Origin of the sequence: Actinospineispora eucalypti (assembly GCF_039543365.1) — a bacterium.
Classification (GTDB): Bacteria; Actinomycetota; Actinomycetes; order Mycobacteriales; family Pseudonocardiaceae; genus Pseudonocardia; species Pseudonocardia eucalypti.
The window spans coordinates 1-16,559 of the sequence record NZ_BAABJP010000036.1 but is presented as its reverse complement, the minus strand read 5'-3'; the positions used below and the strand labels follow the sequence as shown (position 1 = coordinate 16,559).

19 protein-coding genes are annotated in these 16,559 nt (G+C 72.1%); 15 read left to right on the top strand and 4 right to left on the bottom strand.

Annotation, left to right across the window (positions count from 1 at the left end; translation table 11 throughout):
- Nucleotides 1–90 precede the first annotated feature (90 nt).
- Nucleotides 91–720 (bottom strand): methyltransferase domain-containing protein, encoded by a 630-nt coding sequence (locus ABEB12_RS28365; protein WP_185060567.1) that lies wholly within the window; start codon nucleotides 718–720, stop codon nucleotides 91–93.
- A gap of 109 nt (nucleotides 721–829) precedes the next feature.
- On the opposite strand from ABEB12_RS28365, the gene ABEB12_RS28360 reads away from it, so the two are divergent.
- The 6 genes from ABEB12_RS28360 to ABEB12_RS28335 all read left to right on the top strand — a co-directional run bounded on the left by ABEB12_RS28360 (nucleotide 830) and on the right by ABEB12_RS28335 (nucleotide 6,897).
- Nucleotides 830–1,204 (top strand): DUF948 domain-containing protein, encoded by a 375-nt coding sequence (locus ABEB12_RS28360; RefSeq protein ID WP_185060568.1) that lies wholly within the window; start codon nucleotides 830–832, stop codon nucleotides 1,202–1,204.
- On the top strand, nucleotides 1,204–1,530 hold the full coding sequence (locus ABEB12_RS28355) for a hypothetical protein (protein WP_345703235.1): 327 nt from the start codon (nucleotides 1,204–1,206) through the stop codon (nucleotides 1,528–1,530). Before ABEB12_RS28360 ends, ABEB12_RS28355 begins: the two co-directional genes overlap by 1 nt.
- Nucleotides 1,531–1,633: 103 nt before the next feature.
- Nucleotides 1,634–4,306: an alanine--tRNA ligase gene (alaS, locus tag ABEB12_RS28350; protein ID WP_185060569.1), complete on the top strand. Its 2,673-nt coding sequence runs from the start codon at nucleotides 1,634–1,636 to the stop codon at nucleotides 4,304–4,306.
- Between the two features lie 10 nt (nucleotides 4,307–4,316).
- Entirely contained in the window at nucleotides 4,317–4,775 is a 459-nt protein-coding gene (gene ruvX / locus ABEB12_RS28345) for a Holliday junction resolvase RuvX (RefSeq protein WP_185060570.1), read from the top strand.
- Between the two features lie 143 nt (nucleotides 4,776–4,918).
- The gene (gene mltG, locus ABEB12_RS28340; protein WP_345703211.1) at nucleotides 4,919–6,076 is read left to right on the top strand and encodes an endolytic transglycosylase MltG; all 1,158 of its coding nucleotides are present in this window, start codon (nucleotides 4,919–4,921) and stop codon (nucleotides 6,074–6,076) included.
- Nucleotides 6,073–6,897, top strand: coding sequence for a shikimate dehydrogenase (locus ABEB12_RS28335; protein WP_345703234.1), 825 nt, complete (start codon nucleotides 6,073–6,075; stop codon nucleotides 6,895–6,897). Before mltG ends, ABEB12_RS28335 begins: the two co-directional genes overlap by 4 nt.
- Before the next feature lie 395 nt (nucleotides 6,898–7,292).
- On the opposite strand, the gene ABEB12_RS28330 is transcribed toward ABEB12_RS28335, so the two are convergent.
- A complete protein-coding gene (locus ABEB12_RS28330; RefSeq protein ID WP_185060571.1) occupies nucleotides 7,293–8,903 on the bottom strand; it encodes a hypothetical protein in 1,611 nt (536 codons plus the stop codon).
- Nucleotides 8,904–9,052: 149 nt separating this feature from the next.
- Between ABEB12_RS28330 and ABEB12_RS28325 the strand changes: the two genes are divergently transcribed.
- The 4 genes from ABEB12_RS28325 (at nucleotide 9,053) to ABEB12_RS28310 (ending at nucleotide 11,866) form a co-directional block, all read left to right on the top strand.
- Nucleotides 9,053–9,454, top strand: coding sequence for a VOC family protein (locus ABEB12_RS28325; RefSeq protein ID WP_185060572.1), 402 nt, complete (start codon nucleotides 9,053–9,055; stop codon nucleotides 9,452–9,454).
- Nucleotides 9,455–9,519: 65 nt separating this feature from the next.
- Nucleotides 9,520–9,822, top strand: coding sequence for an urease subunit gamma (locus ABEB12_RS28320; RefSeq protein WP_185060573.1), 303 nt, complete (start codon nucleotides 9,520–9,522; stop codon nucleotides 9,820–9,822).
- On the top strand, nucleotides 9,819–10,148 hold the full coding sequence (ureB, locus tag ABEB12_RS28315; protein ID WP_185060574.1) for an urease subunit beta: 330 nt from the start codon (nucleotides 9,819–9,821) through the stop codon (nucleotides 10,146–10,148). Before ABEB12_RS28320 ends, ureB begins: the two co-directional genes overlap by 4 nt.
- Nucleotides 10,145–11,866, top strand: a complete 1,722-nt coding sequence (locus ABEB12_RS28310) for an urease subunit alpha (protein WP_185060575.1) — start codon at nucleotides 10,145–10,147, stop codon at nucleotides 11,864–11,866. Before ureB ends, ABEB12_RS28310 begins: the two co-directional genes overlap by 4 nt.
- A 152-nt stretch (nucleotides 11,867–12,018) precedes the next feature.
- Here ABEB12_RS28310 and ABEB12_RS28305 read toward each other — a convergent pair whose 3' ends face one another.
- Both ABEB12_RS28305 and ABEB12_RS28300 read right to left on the bottom strand, forming a co-directional pair.
- On the bottom strand, nucleotides 12,019–12,240 hold the full coding sequence (locus ABEB12_RS28305; protein ID WP_185060576.1) for a hypothetical protein: 222 nt from the start codon (nucleotides 12,238–12,240) through the stop codon (nucleotides 12,019–12,021).
- Nucleotides 12,240–13,136: a hypothetical protein gene (locus tag ABEB12_RS28300; protein WP_185060577.1), complete on the bottom strand. Its 897-nt coding sequence runs from the start codon at nucleotides 13,134–13,136 to the stop codon at nucleotides 12,240–12,242. The genes ABEB12_RS28305 and ABEB12_RS28300 overlap by 1 nt, the downstream gene beginning before the upstream one ends.
- 215 nt (nucleotides 13,137–13,351) lie before the next feature.
- Between ABEB12_RS28300 and ABEB12_RS28295 the strand changes: the two genes are divergently transcribed.
- From ABEB12_RS28295 to ABEB12_RS28275, 5 genes are all read left to right on the top strand, one after another.
- Nucleotides 13,352–13,519 (top strand): hypothetical protein, encoded by a 168-nt coding sequence (locus ABEB12_RS28295; protein WP_185060578.1) that lies wholly within the window; start codon nucleotides 13,352–13,354, stop codon nucleotides 13,517–13,519.
- A 10-nt stretch (nucleotides 13,520–13,529) separates the two neighbouring features.
- A complete protein-coding gene (locus ABEB12_RS28290) occupies nucleotides 13,530–14,210 on the top strand; it encodes an urease accessory protein UreF (protein WP_185060579.1) in 681 nt (226 codons plus the stop codon).
- The gene (gene ureG, locus ABEB12_RS28285; protein ID WP_185060580.1) at nucleotides 14,200–14,853 is read left to right on the top strand and encodes an urease accessory protein UreG; all 654 of its coding nucleotides are present in this window, start codon (nucleotides 14,200–14,202) and stop codon (nucleotides 14,851–14,853) included. Before ABEB12_RS28290 ends, ureG begins: the two co-directional genes overlap by 11 nt.
- Before the next feature lie 13 nt (nucleotides 14,854–14,866).
- Nucleotides 14,867–15,619, top strand: a complete 753-nt coding sequence (locus ABEB12_RS28280; protein ID WP_185060581.1) for an urease accessory protein UreD — start codon at nucleotides 14,867–14,869, stop codon at nucleotides 15,617–15,619.
- A gap of 73 nt (nucleotides 15,620–15,692) precedes the next feature.
- Nucleotides 15,693–16,313, top strand: coding sequence for a GNAT family N-acetyltransferase (locus ABEB12_RS28275; protein WP_185060582.1), 621 nt, complete (start codon nucleotides 15,693–15,695; stop codon nucleotides 16,311–16,313).
- The last annotated feature ends 246 nt before the right edge of the window (nucleotides 16,314–16,559 follow it).

The window sequence follows — 16,559 nt, the reverse complement described above, 5'->3', positions numbered from 1 at the left end:
ATGCACCCATGCCGTACCCCGATCCCCGACTCGCCGTACCCGAATCCCCGACTCGCCGTACCTCGATCCCCGACTCGCGGAGGGGGTGGGTTAGGGGCGGCGGAGGCGGGTTAGCCAGGCGGCTACGTTGACTACGGTGCCGGGTTTGAGTTCGACGCCGCGGTCCTCGTTGTCCGGGACGGTGCCGCGGAAGTGGGACAGGCGCAGTTCCTCGAGCGTCCAGCCGGTGGTGAACGCATCGCGGATGACGTGCTCGCCGATCCGGGGGCCGAAGCCGGGCTCGGTGTCGGACAGCGCGATCAGGTGCAACACACCACCGGGACGGAGAGCGCCGTGCAGCGAGCGCACGTACCGGGCGCGGTCGGTGTCGTCGAAGATGTGGAACAGGCCGGTGTCCAGCACCGTGTCGTAGCGCCCGTCGGCGGGCAGCTCGAGCGCGTCGCCCTCCTCGAACCGGGCGTCCACTCCGCGGGCCACCGCCGCCGCCCTGGCCTGCCGCACGGCGGCCGGCGCCCCGTCGACGCCGATCACGTCGTAGCCCAGCCGGGCCAGGTAGATGGTGTGCTCGCCGGTGCCGCAGCCGGCGTCCAGGATGGTCCCGTTGAACTGGCCGGCCTCTTCCAGCTCCACCACCACCGGCTGGGGCTCGCCGATCACCCAGGGCGGACTGCCGTTCTCGTAGGCCTCGTTGAACATATCCAGTGCCGGCGTGACGTCCATGCTGGATAGGCTAGGAACTCAACGCAGGTTGAGGTCAAGCCGATAAATGCCGCCCGGACCCCGCGCGGTAGCCTGGACACGATCAATTCGCAGACCTGGGAGGCGCGCCATGACGGCCGGGCAGATCGCCGCACTCATCGCCGCCGGCGCCTTCGTGCTGCTGGTGCTGCTGCTGGCGATTCCGCTGATCAAGCTGGGCCGCACGCTCGACGAGGCGACGATCGCGATCCGCAAGACCCACGAGGGCAGCGCGCCCATCCTGGACGGCGCGAACACCACGATCTCGCACGTCAACACCCAGCTGCGCCGGGTCGACGGCATCACCGTCAACGCCCGCGCGGTGAGTGGCAATGTGTCCGCGTTGACCTCGCTGTTCACCGCCACCATGGGCGGACCGCTGGTGAAGACGGCGGCCTTTTCCTACGGCGTCTCCAAGGCGATCAAGGCTCGCCGGGAGCGCAAGGAGGCCAAGGGCAAGAAATGATCAAGAGGCTGTTCTGGTTGGGCCTGGGCATTGCGGCCGGCGTGGTGGCCACCCGCAAGGCCGCCGAGGCCGCCGAGAAGTTCACCCCGGCGGGGGTCGGCGAGCAGGTCGGTGACGGGCTGCGCGCGCTGGCCTCGTCGATCGGCGCGTTCGGCGCCGAGGTGCGCGCCGGCATGGCCGAGCGCGAGCACGAGCTGACCGACATGGTGGAGCGCCGGTCCGGCCAGCCGCTGCCCGGTTTCGACGCCGCCACCAACGCCGCCCTCGGCATCGATGCCCGTTCCGACGCGCGAGCGCGTGGGGCGGGGGGCCCGGGCTTTTCGTAGCACCGAGCACGCGCCCAGTTCGGCGCGTGCGGGAGAAAGAGCCCGCCCTTCCGCCGTCCCGTTCGTCCGTCAGCCACCCGCAAGACTTCTCTGAGGAAGCACCGTGGAAACCCACGAGATCATTCGACGTTTCACCGACCATTTCGTGCGGGGCGGACACACCTCCGTGCCCAGCGCGTCGCTGATCCTGGACGATCCGACCCTGCTGTTCGTGAACGCGGGGATGGTCCAGTTCAAGCCGTACCTGCTGGGTGAGGTGCCGCCGCCGTACCCGCGCGCGACGTCCATCCAGAAGTGCGTGCGCACCGGGGACATCGAAGAGGTCGGCAAGACCACCCGGCACAACACGTTCTTCCAGATGGCCGGCAACTTCTCCTTCGGCGACTACTTCAAGGCGGGCGCCATCGAGCACGCCTGGAACCTGGTCACCGGCAGCCAGGACTCCGGCGGGTTCGGGTTCGACCCGGAGCGCATCTGGACCACCGTCTACAACGACGACGACGAGGCGCTGGAGCTCTGGCGCAAGATCGCCGGGCTGCCCGAGGAGCGCATCCAGCGCCGGGACGGCAAGGACAACTACTGGGACATGGGCGTGCCCGGTCCCGGCGGCCCCTGCTCGGAGATCTACTACGACCGCGGGCCGGAGCACGGCCGCGACGGTGGCCCGGTCGCCGACGAGGACCGGTACCTGGAGATCTGGAACCTGGTCTTCATGCAGGACGTGCGTGGGGACGAGAGCCCCAAGTACGGCCACCCGCCGATCGGCGAGCTGCCCAACAAGAACATCGACACCGGCATGGGCGTGGAGCGGGTCGCCTACCTGCTGCAGGACGTGGCCAACGTCTACGAGACCGACCTGGTCCGGCCGGTGATCGCGCGCGCCGAGGAGATGTCGGGCCGGCGCTACGGCGCGGACCCGGTGGACGACGTGCGGTTCCGGGTGATCGCGGACCATGCGCGGTCCGGTGTGATGATCATCGGTGACGGGGTGACCCCGTCCAACGAGGCGCGCGGCTACGTGCTGCGGCGGCTGCTGCGCCGGATCGTGCGCTCGGCCCGGCTGCTGGGGGTGCACGAGCCGGTGCTGGGTTCGTTCGCCGAGGTGGTGCGGGACGCGATGGCCCCGTCCTACCCGGAGCTGGTCACCGACTTCGAGCGGATCTCCGCGGTGGTCCGGGCCGAGGAGGACGCCTTCCTCCAGACGCTCACGTCGGGCTCGCGGATCTTCGACACCGCCGTCACGGCGGTCAAGAAGGCCGGCGGCAACCAGCTGCCCGGGGACCAGGCGTTCCAGCTGCACGACACCTACGGCTTCCCGATCGACCTCACCCTGGAAATGGCCGGCGAGGCCGGGTTGAGCGTCGACGAGCCCGGGTTCCGCCGGCTGATGGAGGAGCAGCGGCAGCGGGCCAAGGCGGACGCCGCCGCCCGCAAGACCGGGCACGGCGACGTGTCGGCCTACCGGGCGGTGCTGGACGCGCACGGCACCACCGACTTCCTCGGCTACACCGACCTGACCAGCTCCTCGCGCATCGTGGGGCTGCTCGCCGACGGTGTCGCGGTACCGGCCGCCGGCACCGGCACCGAGGTGGAGGTGCTGCTGGACCGCACCCCGTTCTACGCCGAGGGCGGCGGCCAGCAGGCCGACACCGGCGTGCTGCGAGGCGACGGGTTCGCCGTGCAGGTGCGGGACGTGCAGTCCCCGGTGGCCGGGCTGAACGTGCACCGGGGCGTGGTCGCCGAGGGCGAGGCCCGGCTGGACGCCGAGGTGCACGCCGAGGTCGAGATCTCCCGCCGGCAGGCCATCTCCCGGGCGCACTCGGCCACCCACCTGGTGCACGCCGGGATGCGCCGGGCGCTGGGCGACTCGGCCGCGCAGGCCGGTTCGCTGAACGCGCCGGGGCGGCTGCGGTTCGACTTCACCTCGCCGGCCGGCGCGGTGCCCGACTCGGTGCTGCACGACGTGGAGGACGAGGTCAACGCGGTGCTGCTGGACGACCACGAGGTACGGGCGTTCACCACCACGCTGGACGAGGCCCGGCGGATGGGCGCCATCGCGCTGTTCGGCGAGCGGTACGGCGACTCGGTCCGGGTGGTGGAGATCGGTGACTACTCGCGCGAGCTGTGCGGTGGCACCCACGTGCACCGGTCCGGCCAGCTGGGCCTGGTGAAGCTGCTGTCCGAGTCGTCCATCGGCTCCGGCATCCGCCGGGTGGAGGCGCTGGTCGGGCTGGACGCGTTCCGCTTCCTGGCCAAGGAGCACGTGCTGGTCAGCCAGCTGTCCGAGCAGTTCAAGGCCCGCCCGGAGGAGCTGCCGGAGCGGATCGGTGGTGTGGTCGAGCGGCTGCGCGACGCGGAGCGCGAGCTGGAGAAGGTGCGCGCGGACGCGGTGCTGGCCTCGGCCGGCGCGCTGGCCGACGGCGCCGAGGACGTGGAGGGTGTCGCCCTGGTGGCCGCCGCCGCGCCGGACGGCGTGCCGGGCAACGACCTGCGCGCGCTGGCCAGCGACGTGCGCGGCCGGCTCGGCGCCCGGGCCGGTGTGGTGGCGCTGTTCAGCGCCAGCGGCGACAAGCTGTCCTTCGTGGTGGCCACCACCGAGGCGGCCCGGAGCCAGGGCTTCGCGGCCGGCAAGCTGGTGCCCTCGTTCGCCGGGGCGATCGGCGGCCGGGGCGGCGGCAAGCCCGACCTGGCGCAGGGCGGCGGCAGCAACCCGGCGGGCGTGCCGGCGGCGGTGGCCGCGCTGCGGTCCGCCGTGCGGTCGGCCGCGACCGGCTGAGCCCCGGTAGATGGAGAGTGTGGCCCGGCCCGGGCGGAAGCTGGGCGTCGACGTCGGCTCGGTCCGGGTCGGCGTCGCGGTCAGCGACCCGGGCGGGGTGCTCGCCACGCCGCTGGTTACGCTCCGAAGGGACGAGCGGGACGGATCGGACATCCGCCGCCTGGGCGAGCTCGTCGAGGAGTACGAGGTGGTTGAGGTCGTGGTCGGGCTGCCCCGCACGCTGGCGAACCGGGAGGGCCCGGCCGCCGAGGCGGCCCGTGGCTACGCGGCGGCGCTGGGCGAGCGGCTGGCCGTGCCGGTACACCTGGCCGACGAGCGACTTTCCACCGTGGTGGTCAGCCGGGCGATGAGCGCGCGGGGGCTGAACACCCGCAAGCAGCGCGGCGTGGTGGACCAGGCGGCCGCCGCGGCGATCCTGCAGGGTTGGTTGGATGCGAACCGCGCCGCCGGCGGCGAGGCAGGCGAGTGAGCGGCCGGCCGCCGAGGGTGGACGGGGACACCGAACCGCTGGGTATCGTCGGCGGGCGCGGGGGCACGCGTTCCTGGCACGAACGGGCCAGGCAGGACGACCAACGCGTCCGCGCGGACCGAGCACCCGGGAGTCGGCGGCCAGTGCAGCGATCACGCGAGAACCCCCAGCCGCCCCGGCGGCGGAAGCGGCGGCGCGCGCCGGTGGTGCTGGTGCTCCTGCTGTTCCTCGGCATCGCGGTCGGTGGCGGCTACCTGTACTGGGCGACCAACATCAAGGTCGCCGACTACGAGGGCGAGGGCAACGGCGACGTCGTCATTCAGGTCAAGGACGGCGACCTGATCAGCGCCATCGGCGCGGAGCTGGCCCGCCAGGACGTCGTGCGCAGCTCCCGGGCGTTCACCGAGGCGGCGGCCGAGAACGACGCGCGGGCCCGGTCGGTGCAGCCGGGTTACTACCGGATGCGGCTGCGCATGTCCGGCGGCGAGGCGGTGAAGCTGATCCTGGACCCGGACTCCCGGGTCGGCCAGCTGGAGATCAAGGGCGGCGTGCAGCTGGACGACACCCGGGGGCCGAACGGGGTGGTCGTGCCCGGCGTGCTGAGCCTGATCTCCAAGGCCACCTGCGCCGAACTGAACGGCTCGAGCACCTGCATCAGCCCCGAGCAGCTGCGGGCCACCATGGCCAGCACCTCGCCGGCGCAGCTGGGAGTGCCCGGCTGGGCGCTCGGCGAGGTGAGCAAGGCCGACCCCCGGCGCCGGCTGGAGGGGTTCTTCGCCCCCGGCCGTTACGACGTGCGGCCGGGCAGCCCGGCGACCGAGGTGCTGCGCACCCTGGTGACCCGGTCGGCCACCCAGTTCGAGGCGCTCGGCCTGGTCGCGGCGGCCGACCAGAGCCGCTACAGCGCCTACCAGCTGCTGGTGATCTCCTCCCTGGTGGAGAAGGAGGGGATCACCGCCGACTTCGGCAAGATCTCCCGGGTGATCTACAACCGGCTGCAGCAGCGCATCCGGCTGGGCATGGACTCCACCGTGAACTACCCGCTGGACCTGCAGGAAGTGCGCACCAGTGCGGAGGAGCGGAGCCGCCAGGGGCCGTACAACACCTACCTCAACTACGGCCTGCCGCCGACCCCGATCGGCGCCCCCGGGCAGCGCGCGTTGCAGGCCGCGCTGCAGCCCGAGCCCGGCCCGTGGGTGTACTTCGTGCGCTGCCAGAAGGAAGGCAACTCGTGCTTCGCGGTCACCCTGCCGGAGCACCAGAAGAACGTCTCGGCGGCCGTCGCGGCGGGGGCGTTCTGAGCACGCAAGCGCGCCGCGCCGCGGTGCTCGGCTCGCCGGTGGCGCACAGTCTTTCCCCGGTGCTGCACCGCGCCGCCTACCGCGCGCTGGGTCTTTCCGGGTGGCGCTATGACGCGATCGAGTGCGACGAGGCCGCGCTGCCCGGTCTGGTGGACGGCTTGGGGCCGGAGTGGGTGGGCCTGTCGGTGACCATGCCCGGCAAGCGCGCCGCGCTGGCCCGGGCCGACGAGCGCACCGAGCGGGCGGTCGCGGTGGACGCGGCGAACACCCTGGTCCGTCTGCCGGACGGCCGGTGGCAGGCCGACTGCACGGACATCGACGGGGTCACCGGCGCACTGATCTCGGCCGGCTGGGCCGGGCCCCGGTCGGGGGCGGCCCTGGTGCTGGGCGCGGGTGCGACCGCGTCGGCGGTAGTGGCCGGGCTGGCCGAGTTGGAGCTGCGGAACGTGCAGGTCATGGTGCGTAAACCGGCGCGGGCCGCCGGACTGGTCGCGGTGGCGAAGCGGTTCGGGCTGGAGGTTGAGGTGGTTGCCTGGGACCCCGCTCTGCCGGGCGTGGGCGGGGTGGACCTGGTGGTGAGCACGGTGCCGGGCGGGGCAGCGGATCCCTGCGCGCCGGCGGCGGCCCGGGCGCCCTTCGTGCTGGACGTCGTCTACCACCCGTGGCCCACGCCGATGGCCAAGGCCGTCGAGTCGGTCGGTGGCCGGTTGGCTACGGGTTTGGACATGCTGCTGCATCAGGCGTTCGGGCAGGTGGAGCAGTTCACCGGCCGGCCCGCGCCGCGTGAGGTCATGGCTTCGGCTTTGGCTGGTGTCCGCTAGCCGCCGGATGTGCACGGTGCCGGTTCACGGACGGCTTGGACGGCGCGGCCTGGGCGTTCTGCCGCGGCTTGGGTACGGCCCGTTGCGGTTTGGCGCGGCCCTGTTGCATTCGCCGAATCGAAGCGGCACCGCTGCCTTTGCATGATCATCAGGGCAGGGTGGCCGTTTCGGGCCCGTGAGGCGACCCTGGTGCCCTGATGATCATCGTTTACATGGTCAGCATGACATGGTGGTCGCCCTCGGACCCCTGGGAGGGCCGTAGTGTCATGGTGACCATGAGCGCGGTCCTGCGGCGCCCGGCGCAAACGCAACGGGCGCGGCTCAAGCCGCGGCAGACTGCCTAGCCGCGCCGTCCAAGCCATCCCTAAAACCGGCACTGCACCGAACCGCACGATTTACCCAGGCAGCACGTGCTCCCCGGTCTTGTCCGTGCTCAGGCACAGCGAGCACACGTGCGCCGTGTGCGTCAGGCAGGCGACCACGTCGGGGCGTTCGAACTCCTGGTCACACACGTGGCAGGCCAGCGTCTCGCCGGACGGGTTGCCGTACTCGTCGTACATGGGCAGCGTGATGCCGTCGTCGGTGCGGCGCAGGTAGTACCGGCCCTTGGTGGCGATGGCCAGCACCGGCGGCAACACGGTGGCCAGCACGATGGCGACCAGCGGGGAGAACGGCCGCAGGCCCTCGCCGAGCCCGCCGAAGAAGGCCACGATCGACACCCCGGCGGCCAGCAGCATGGAACCGAAGCCGACCGGGTTCACCGCGTAGAGCATGCCCCGGCGGAACTCCGGTTTCTTCGGGGAAAGGCCCAGCAGGTACTTGTTGAACACGATGTCCGAGGCGACCACCACGACCCAGGCCATGCCGCAGTTGGCGTAGAAGCCGAGGATGGTGTTCAGGAAGTCGAACATGTTGGCTTCCATCAGCACCAGCGCGATGAGCAGGTTCACGCCGAGGAACACCAGCCGGCCCGGGTAGCGCTTGGTGACCCGGGTGAACGAGTTCGTCCAGGCCAGCGAGCCGGAGTAGGCGTTGGTGACGTTGATCTTGATCTGGCTGATCACCACCAGGATCACCGCCAGCGCCATGGCCAGCCAGCCCGGCATGATGTCCTGGTAGATCTCCAGGAACTGGTGCACCGGCTGGTTGGCGATCGAGGCGCCGCCGCCCGTCGCGCCGGCGATCAGGTACACCGCGAGGAACAGCCCGATCACCTGCTTGATCGCGCCGAAGATCACCCAGCCGGGGCCGGCCAGCACCATCGCGGTCCACCAGCGGCGGGCGTTCTCCGGCGTCTTGGGCGGCATGAATCGCAGGTAGTCGATCTGCTCGGCGATCTGGGCGATCAGCGAAAGGCAGACCCCGGCGCACAGCATGACCGCGCCCAGGCTGGGTGCGCCCTGGCCCTGCTCGCCCTGGTAGGCGAAGAACGCGCCGACCGAGTCGGGGTGGCTGACCAGCAGGTAGCCGAACGGCAGCACCATCAGCACCAGCCACAGCGGGGTGGTCCAGACCTGCAGCTTGGACAGCAGCGACATGCCGTAGACCACCAGCGGGAAGATCACCACGGTAGACAGCGCGTAGCCCAGCCAGAGCGGGATGCCCAGGCCCAGGTTCAAGCCCTGGGCCATGATCGAGCCTTCCAGGGCGAAGAAGATGAACGTGAAGGTGGCGTAGATGACGTTGGTGACCACCGAGCCGTAGTAGCCGAAGCCGCTGCCCCGGGTGATCAGGTCCAGGTCCAGGTTGTACCGCGCGGAGTAGTAGGCCAGCGGGAAGCCGGTGAGCGCGATGACGACCGCGAACACCGCGATGCCCCAGAGCGCGTTGAACGTGCCGTACGCGATGCCGATGTTCGCGCCGATCGCGAAGTCGGCCAGGTACGCGATGCCTCCGAGCGCGGAGATCGCAACCACCCCGGTGGACCATTTCCGGTAGCTGCGCGGCGCGAAGCGCAGCGTGTAGTCCTCGAGGGTCTCCCTGGTCGCCGTGGTCAAATCTGCCATGCCGATCAGCGTCAGTCGGCGCGGGTATCCCCGGGTTTCCCGACCGTGACTTTTCGGTTACCGGCTGTCCCACTGGTTCGCCCGAGTGTTGGCTGGCGGCCGAAATGTGACCGTCGCTACGCTGGCCAGCCCCATCCGAGGAGCATCCCGTGGCATCTCGACTCAACCCGTACCTGAGCTTCGACGGCACCGCCCGGCAGGCGATGGAGTTCTACCGCGACGTCTTCGGCGGCGAGCTCGCGCTGCACACCTTCGGCGAGGTCGGCGGCGGGCACGGCGACGACAACGACAAGATCATGCACGGCATGCTGGAGACCGACGCCGGCTACACGATCATGGGCGCGGACAACCCGCCGGGCATGCCGTTCCAGCCAGGCAACACGATCACGGTCAGCCTCAGCGGCGACGACGGCGACCGGCTGCGCGGCTACTGGGAGCGGCTGGCCGACGGCGGCTCGATAGCGGTTCCCCTGGAGAAGCAGATGTGGGGCGACGAGTTCGGCATGTGCACCGACCGGTTCGGTACGCCCTGGATGGTCAACATCGGCTGATACCGGTAACACCGGCGACACACCCGGGTGACACGATCTCCCGCACCGGACGAAGGGAGATCGCGGTGTTGCTGTCCCCGCATGAGCAGGAGCGGCTGCTGGTTCACCTGGCCGCGCGGCTGGCCCAGGAGCGCCGCGACCGGGGGTTGAAGCTGAACTATCCCGAAGCGGTCGCGGTGATCAGCTCGTTCGTGCTGGAAGGCGCCAGGGACGGGCGCTCGGTGGCCGACCTGATGGCCGCCGGGCAGCGCGTGCTCACCCGGGACGACGTGATGGACGGCGTGCCCGAGATGATCACTTCCGTCCAGGTGGAGGCCACCTTCCCGGACGGCACCAAGCTGGTCACCGTGCATCGGCCCGTCCAGTGATCCCGGGGGAGTACGTGCTCGCCGGCGCCGCCGTGCCGGTGGAGGGCGAGATCGTCGAGCTGACCGTGGTGAACACCGGCGACCGGCCCGTCCAGGTCGGTTCGCACTACCACTTCGCCGCCGCGAACCCGGCGCTGGAGTTCGACCGGGAAGTGGCGCACGGACATCGCCTGGCCGTGCCGGCGGGCACCGCCGTGCGGTTCGAGCCGGGCCTGGAGCGGGTGGTCGCGCTGACCCCGCTGGGCGGCACCGCCACCGTTCCCGGGCTGCGTTTGACCCACCCCGGCGCCTCCGGCGCCTCACCATCCCCCGGGCTGGACTCGTGAGCTGGCACATCGAGCGCGAGCGCTACGCGGAGCTGTACGGCCCGACCACCGGTGACCGGGTGCGGTTGGCCGACACCGACCTGTTCATCGAGGTCACCGAGGACCGCTGCCGGGGTCCGCGCGGCGGGGACGAGGTGGTCTTCGGCGGCGGCAAGGTGATCCGCGAGTCGATGGGCCAGGCGCGGGCCTCCCGCGCCGAGGGAGCGCCGGACCTGGTGATCACCGGTGCGCTGGTGCTGGACCACTGGGGCGTGGTGAAGGCCGACGTCGGGGTGCGGGACGGCCGCATCGTCGCGCTGGGCAAGGCCGGCAACCCGGACACCATGGACGGGGTCTCGCCCGAGCTGGTGATCGGCCCGGGCACCGAGATCATCGCCGGCAACGGGCTGATCCTGACCGCCGGCGCGGTGGACTGCCACGTGCACCTGATCAGCCCCACCCAGGTCCCGGAGGCGGTGGGCTCCGGGGTTACCACGCTGATCGGCGGGGGCACCGGGCCGGCCGAGGGCACCAAGGCGACCACGGTGACGCCGGGCGAGTGGTACCTGGCCCGGATGTTGCGCGCGATGGACGGGCTGCCGGTGAACGTGGCGCTGCTCGGCAAGGGCAACACCGTGGGGTTGCCGGCGCTGCGCGAGCAGGTCGCGGCCGGGGCGTCCGGGTTCAAGCTGCACGAGGACTGGGGTTCCACGCCGGCCGCGATCGACGCCTGCCTGCGGGTGGCCGAGGAGACCGGGGTGCAGGTGGCCATCCACACCGACACCCTCAACGAGGCCGGCTACGTGGCCGACACCCTGGCCGCGATCGCCGGCCGGGGCATCCACGCCTACCACACCGAGGGGGCCGGCGGCGGGCACGCGCCGGACATCATCACCGTGGCCGGCGAGCCGAACGTGCTGCCCAGCTCGACCAACCCGACCCGCCCGCACACGGTCAACACGCTGGACGAGCACCTTGACATGCTGATGGTCTGCCACCACCTGAAGCCGTCGGTGCCGGAGGACCTGGCGTTCGCGGAGAGCCGGATCCGCCCGTCCACCATCGCCGCCGAGGACCTGCTGCACGACCTCGGCGCGATCTCCATGATCGGCTCGGACAGCCAGGCGATGGGCCGGGTGGGCGAGGTGGTCATCCGTACCTGGCAGACCGCGCACGTGGGGAAGAAGCGGTGGGGGTCGCTGCCGGGGGACGGCGCGGCGGACAACCTGCGCGCCCGCCGGTATGTGGCCAAGTACACGATCTGCCCGGCGGTGGCGCACGGCCTGGATCACGAGATCGGCTCCGTGGAACCCGGCAAGCTGGCCGACCTGGTGCTCTGGCAGCCGGCGTTCTTCGGCGTGCGGCCGTCGGTGGTGCTGAAGGGCGGTTTCATCGCCTGGGCCGCGATGGGCGACGCCAACGCGTCCATCCCGACCCCGCAGCCGGTGCTGCCTCGGCCGATGTTCGGCGCGTCCCCCGAGGGCGCTTCGGACACGTCGGTGCACTTCGTCGCGCCGGGGGCGCTGTCCGGTGACCTGGCGGACCGGCTGGCGGTGCGCCGGCGCCTGGTGCCCACCCGGGACACCCGCGCGGTGCGCAAGGCGGACCTGCCGAACAACGACGCGCTGCCCCGCATCGAGGTGGACCCGGAGACCTTCACCGTGCGGGTGGACGGCGAGGTGGTGGAGGAGGCGCCGGCCACCGAGCTACCGATGGCCCAGCGGTACCACCTTTTCTAATTTTGTTTTACGTTGAACAACAGACGTAACTTCCGTCACACGTGCTTCGTTAAGGAATTGTAAGGCCGGAGCCCGTGGGGGACGGGCGTGCGAGGCAAGGGCCGCCGTACGGGGTAAGGGGGTGCCGACGGCGGCCCTTGTCCTTTTGGCGTTCAGCCGCGCCGGCCGGGCAGCCAGGAGAAGTCGACGCCGCAGGTCAGGGTGCTCCAAGCCGGGTGGCGTGGCGGGACGGCGGCCAGCCGCGCCTCCTCCTCCAGCCAGTGCGCCGCCGACACCGCCATGCCGTCGATCTCGGCCTGCTCGCGGTAGGCCCGGACCCGGGCCAACTCGGCCAGGCGTGCGACCTCGTCGTCGCCACTCCCGCGCGAACACATCAGTCGGCCCGCACGGTGGCCAGGAAGGCGGCGAGGTGGGGCTCGCCGACCAGGTCCAGCGGCGCGAGCGTCGCGGTGCCGGTGAGCAGTTCGCTGGCCGCTTCCCGGAGGATTTCCAGGGCGTTCGCCCGATGCCACGGCACGCCGCTCAGCCGCGCCCGTTCCAGCCGGGCCGCCAGTGTCGGGGCGACGCGCGGCGGACCGCCCGCGTGCTGGAGCGCGACGACCCGGGCCGAGCGCAGTCCGGGGGCGACCGCGAACGTCTCGCGCACGGTGAGCAGCACATGCGACGCGATCGCGGTCGCCCGGTGGCATCCGCGCAGGGCTCCGACGCCCGGGACCGTGGTGACCAGGGACACCTCCGCCCCGATCACTCCGACCGCCGCCGCCGGCGCCTCGTGGTCGTCGAACGCCTCGGTGAGCGCGCTCAGCACCGCCGACGGTTCGTTGTGCAGCAGTCGCTGCCAGCCCCGGTCCAGTCGCTGCTGCAGGTGCCGGTGCAGGTGGTGCCGTTCGCGCTCGAGCTGCCTGATCTCGTGCTCGGCCGTCGTGCGGGCGTCGGCGAGGGCCTGCCGGCGAAGGGAGCGCTGGAACGGCCCGAGCCCGGCCAGCACCCGCTTCCGGTGCCGGACGACGACCGAGGCGGCGTTCACCTCCGGGGGCGGTGGCGCCTCCGGCGCCCGGGCCGGCGGAAAATCCCGTCGGTGCAGGTTGTGCAGCTGGTCGAGGGCCGGCTGGAGCCGGCCGGCCCGCAGGTGCTGCTCGGCCTCGGCGAGCGCCTGGCGGGAGGCGTTCGGGCACCGGGCGCCCGTAGACGGCGCGTCGATGCTGGTGCGCAGGCCCGTGCCGGAGGCGCGGATGCGCACCCCGGGCGCGGCCTTGAACGAGAACGGCATGGCATCTTTCCGCTCTGCTTCGCGCGGTCCCGTCGAGGGAGGGCAGTGGGCATAGCGCCGGTTGGCCTAATGCCGTTAACCCGGGGCGGGTATCGAGGCCGGTTCGTGACCTGCGCGCGAGGTTTTCGAGACCGGCAACAGCGAGTCCAGGTGGCTCGCGCGGGCCGTTCAGGTAGGGCTGCCCGGCCAGCCGGGGGTCGGTCATGGGGTCGGTCATGGCCAGCGCGGTGATGAACGTGGCGCTGCCGGCGCACGGCGGGTCGCCGGAGGCGTTGTCGGCCAGTTACAACCTGGCCGTCGCGGCGACCGCCGGGCTCACGCTGTCGATGGCCCTGCTGGCCGCCGTCGGCCTGCGCCCCGGTCGGCCGGGCTCACCCGGGTAGATTCCTCGCGATGAAGCTCGGGGGGTTGTTGCTGCTGGCGGACTCGCGGCTGCCGTCCGGCGGGCACGTCCACTCGGGCGGGGTGGAGGCGCAGGTCGACCGGGGGTTGATCCGGGATCCGTCCGACCTGGCGCTGTTCCTGGACGCGCGGATCCGCACCGCCGGCCTGTGTGCCTCGGCATTCGCGGCGGTCGGTGCTCTGGTCTCCGGGCGCGACTGGCTGCCCTGGGACCGCGCGGTGGACGTGCGCACGCCGGTGCACGGGCTGCGCGAGGCCTCCCGGGCGCAGGGGGCGGCGCTGCTGCGCACCGCCCGCCAGGCCTGGCCGGCGGGCGAGGGCCTGCGCGCGCTGGCCGAGCTGGGCCGGCCCCACCATCCGCTGGTGCTCGGTGCCGCATCGGCGGCCGCCGGGGCGGGTCCGGAGCAGGCGGCCGCGCTGGCGGTGCACCACCTGGTGGGCGGCGCGGCCACCGCCGCTGTCCGGCTGCTCGGGCTGGATCCGCTGCGGGTGGCCGCCGTGCAGGCCGGGCTGGTGCCGCTGGCCGACCGGACCACTGCCCAGGGGGTCGAGGCCGCGCGCGCCTCGGTCGCCGCCGACGACCCGGACCTGCTGCCGGCCGACACCACGCCCCTGCCGGACATCGCGGCCGAACTGCACCACGCCTCGGAGGTGACCCTCTTTGCATCTTGACCATACGAAGCACGAGCACGCACCGCTGCCCGCCGGAACCCGCCGGGAGCTGCGCATCGGGATCGGCGGCCCGGTCGGCGGCGGGAAGACCGCGCTGGTCGCGGCGCTGTGCAAGCAGCTGCGCGACGAGCTGTCGGTGGCCGTGGTGACCAACGACATCTACACCGAGGAGGACGCCGAGTTCCTCCGCCGCCACGCGGTCCTGCCGGACGACCGGATCCGCGCGGTGCGCACCGGCTGCTGCCCGCACACCGCCATCCGCGACGACATCACCGCCAACCTGGCCGCCGTCGAGGAGCTGGTCGCCGCGCACGACCCCGATCTGGTGCTGGTGGAGAGCGGCGGGGACAACCTGACCGCGACCTTCAGCTACGGCCTCATCGACGCGCAGATCTTCGTGGTGGACGTGGCCGGCGGGGACAAGGTGCCGCGCAAGGGCGGCCCCGGCGTCATTCGCTCCGACCTGCTGGTGATCAACAAGGTGGATCTGGCGCCGCTGGTCGGGGCCGACCTCGAGGTCATGCGCTCGGACGCGGAGCGGGTGCGGGAGGGCCGGCCGACCGTGTTCACCTCGCTCCGGCAGAACCCCGAGGCGCCGGACGTGGTCGGCTGGATCCGCCAACGCCGGGCTCTCGTTACGTGAAGGCCCTCCCCACGTGAAGGCCCTCGCCGAGCTGGACGTCGAACCGGGCCAGCGCATCCGCTGGCGCACCCGGCCGCCGGTGGTGGTGCGCCGCACCGGCCCGGCACGGGTGCACCTGGTGCAGGCGGCCGGGGGGCCGCTCGGCGGGGACGAGCTGGAACTGCGGTTGCGGCTGGCCGAAGGAACCGAGCTGACCGTGGGTTCGGCCGGCGCCACGGTGGCCCAGCCGTCCCGCTCGGACGACGCCGGGCCGGCCCGCTGGACCGTCACGGCCGAGCTGGCCGAGGGCGCGCGGCTGCGCTGGTGGCCGGAGCCGACGGTGGTCTGCGACCGGGCGAGGCTGCACACCGAGTTCCGCCTGGCCGTGGCCGAAGGCGCGGCCGCGCTGGTCCGGGAGGAGGTACGACTGGGCCGGTACGGGCAGGCCGGCGGCGCCTACCGGGGCGCGCTCACCGCCGACCACGCCGGGGCGCCGCTGCTCCGGCACACCACCGTGCTGGACGGCGCGGACCCCGCGCTGACCGGGCCGGGTGGCACATCCGGCGCACGGCATGTGGTGACCGTGCTGGGGGTCGGCGCGGTCACCGGGCCGGCCGGCGACACCCCGGCCTCGGGGGAGCGGCCGGGCCTGCGATGGGCCTGCCACCGGCTGGCCGGGCCGGGCTGGTTACTGGTCGGGATCGGTGCGGACGGGGCGGCGCTCGCCGAGGTGGCCTACCGATTCACGCCCGAGGTGGCCCTTCTGGGACAGCCCGCCGGCGGGTGACGATGCCCGGGTGCCGATCAACGAGCTTGGCCAGCCGATAGGGCGGCCCCTGCCGGAATGGACCCCGCGACCCATGCCCACCGCTTCCGAGCTGGTGGGCCGGTACTGCCGCTTGGAGCGGCTGGACCCGGACCGGCACGCCGAGGGGTTGTTCGCCGCCGACCGCCGGGACACGCGTGGGGAGAGCTGGACCTACCTACCCTACGGCCCGTTCCCGGACCTGGACGACTACCGGAAATGGCTGGCCGCGGCGGCCGAGCCGGCCGACCCCCGGTTCTACGCGATCGTCGACGCGGCGGAGCGGCCGCTTGGGGTGCTCAGCCTGATGCGGATGCAGCCCGAGTTCGGGGTCATCGAGGTCGGCCACGTGCACTACTCACCGGCGCTGCAACGCACCCGGGAGGCCACCGAGGCCCAGTACCTGGTGGGCCGGTACGTGTTCGACGAGCTGGGTTACCGGCGGTGGGAGTGGAAGTGCGACGCACTGAACGACCCCTCCCGCGCCGCCGCCGAGCGCCTCGGGTTCCGCTACGAGGGGACGTTCCGCCAGGCCACGGTGGTGAAGGGTCGGAACAGGGACACCGCGTGGTACTCCATCCTCGACGCCGAGTGGCCGGCGCTGCGGGACCGCTTCGAACAGTGGTTGCGTCCGGACAACTTTGAACCGGCTGGCCGCCAGCGCTCGCCCCTGTAGGAGCTGCCCGGAAAGCGGATCTCGAAACTCCCTGACGAACAGGGAACGGCGGTCGTTTCCTCTCAGCGCGACGCGAGCCGCTTCAAAGAAATTTGGTCAACGGCGCGCTGGCACAACCACGACTCGGGAGGCCAGCGGGTCAACCCTCGAAAACCGGTGCTCAGAACGGTGGTTCGGGTTCTAGGGACTGTTCCAAGATCGGTGTTTCCGGCCCGACGCGCCGGGCTGAGGTCCGGCGAGATGGGC

Bases quoted from the DNA above. Each gene is read 5' to 3' on its own strand.
- ABEB12_RS28365 (WP_185060567.1), bottom strand. From the start codon at position 720: ATGGACGTCACGCCGGCACTGGATATGTTCAACGAGGCCTACGAGAAC.
- ABEB12_RS28360 (WP_185060568.1), top strand. From the start codon at position 830: ATGACGGCCGGGCAGATCGCCGCACTCATCGCCGCCGGCGCCTTCGTG.
- ruvX (WP_185060570.1), top strand. From the start codon at position 4,317: ATGGAGAGTGTGGCCCGGCCCGGGCGGAAGCTGGGCGTCGACGTCGGC.
- ABEB12_RS28330 (WP_185060571.1), bottom strand. From the start codon at position 8,903: ATGGCAGATTTGACCACGGCGACCAGGGAGACCCTCGAGGACTACACG.
- ABEB12_RS28305 (WP_185060576.1), bottom strand. From the start codon at position 12,240: ATGTGTTCGCGCGGGAGTGGCGACGACGAGGTCGCACGCCTGGCCGAG.
- ABEB12_RS28300 (WP_185060577.1), bottom strand. From the start codon at position 13,136: ATGCCGTTCTCGTTCAAGGCCGCGCCCGGGGTGCGCATCCGCGCCTCC.
- ABEB12_RS28295 (WP_185060578.1), top strand. From the start codon at position 13,352: ATGGCCAGCGCGGTGATGAACGTGGCGCTGCCGGCGCACGGCGGGTCG.
- ABEB12_RS28290 (WP_185060579.1), top strand. From the start codon at position 13,530: ATGAAGCTCGGGGGGTTGTTGCTGCTGGCGGACTCGCGGCTGCCGTCC.
- ABEB12_RS28275 (WP_185060582.1), top strand. From the start codon at position 15,693: ATGCCCACCGCTTCCGAGCTGGTGGGCCGGTACTGCCGCTTGGAGCGG.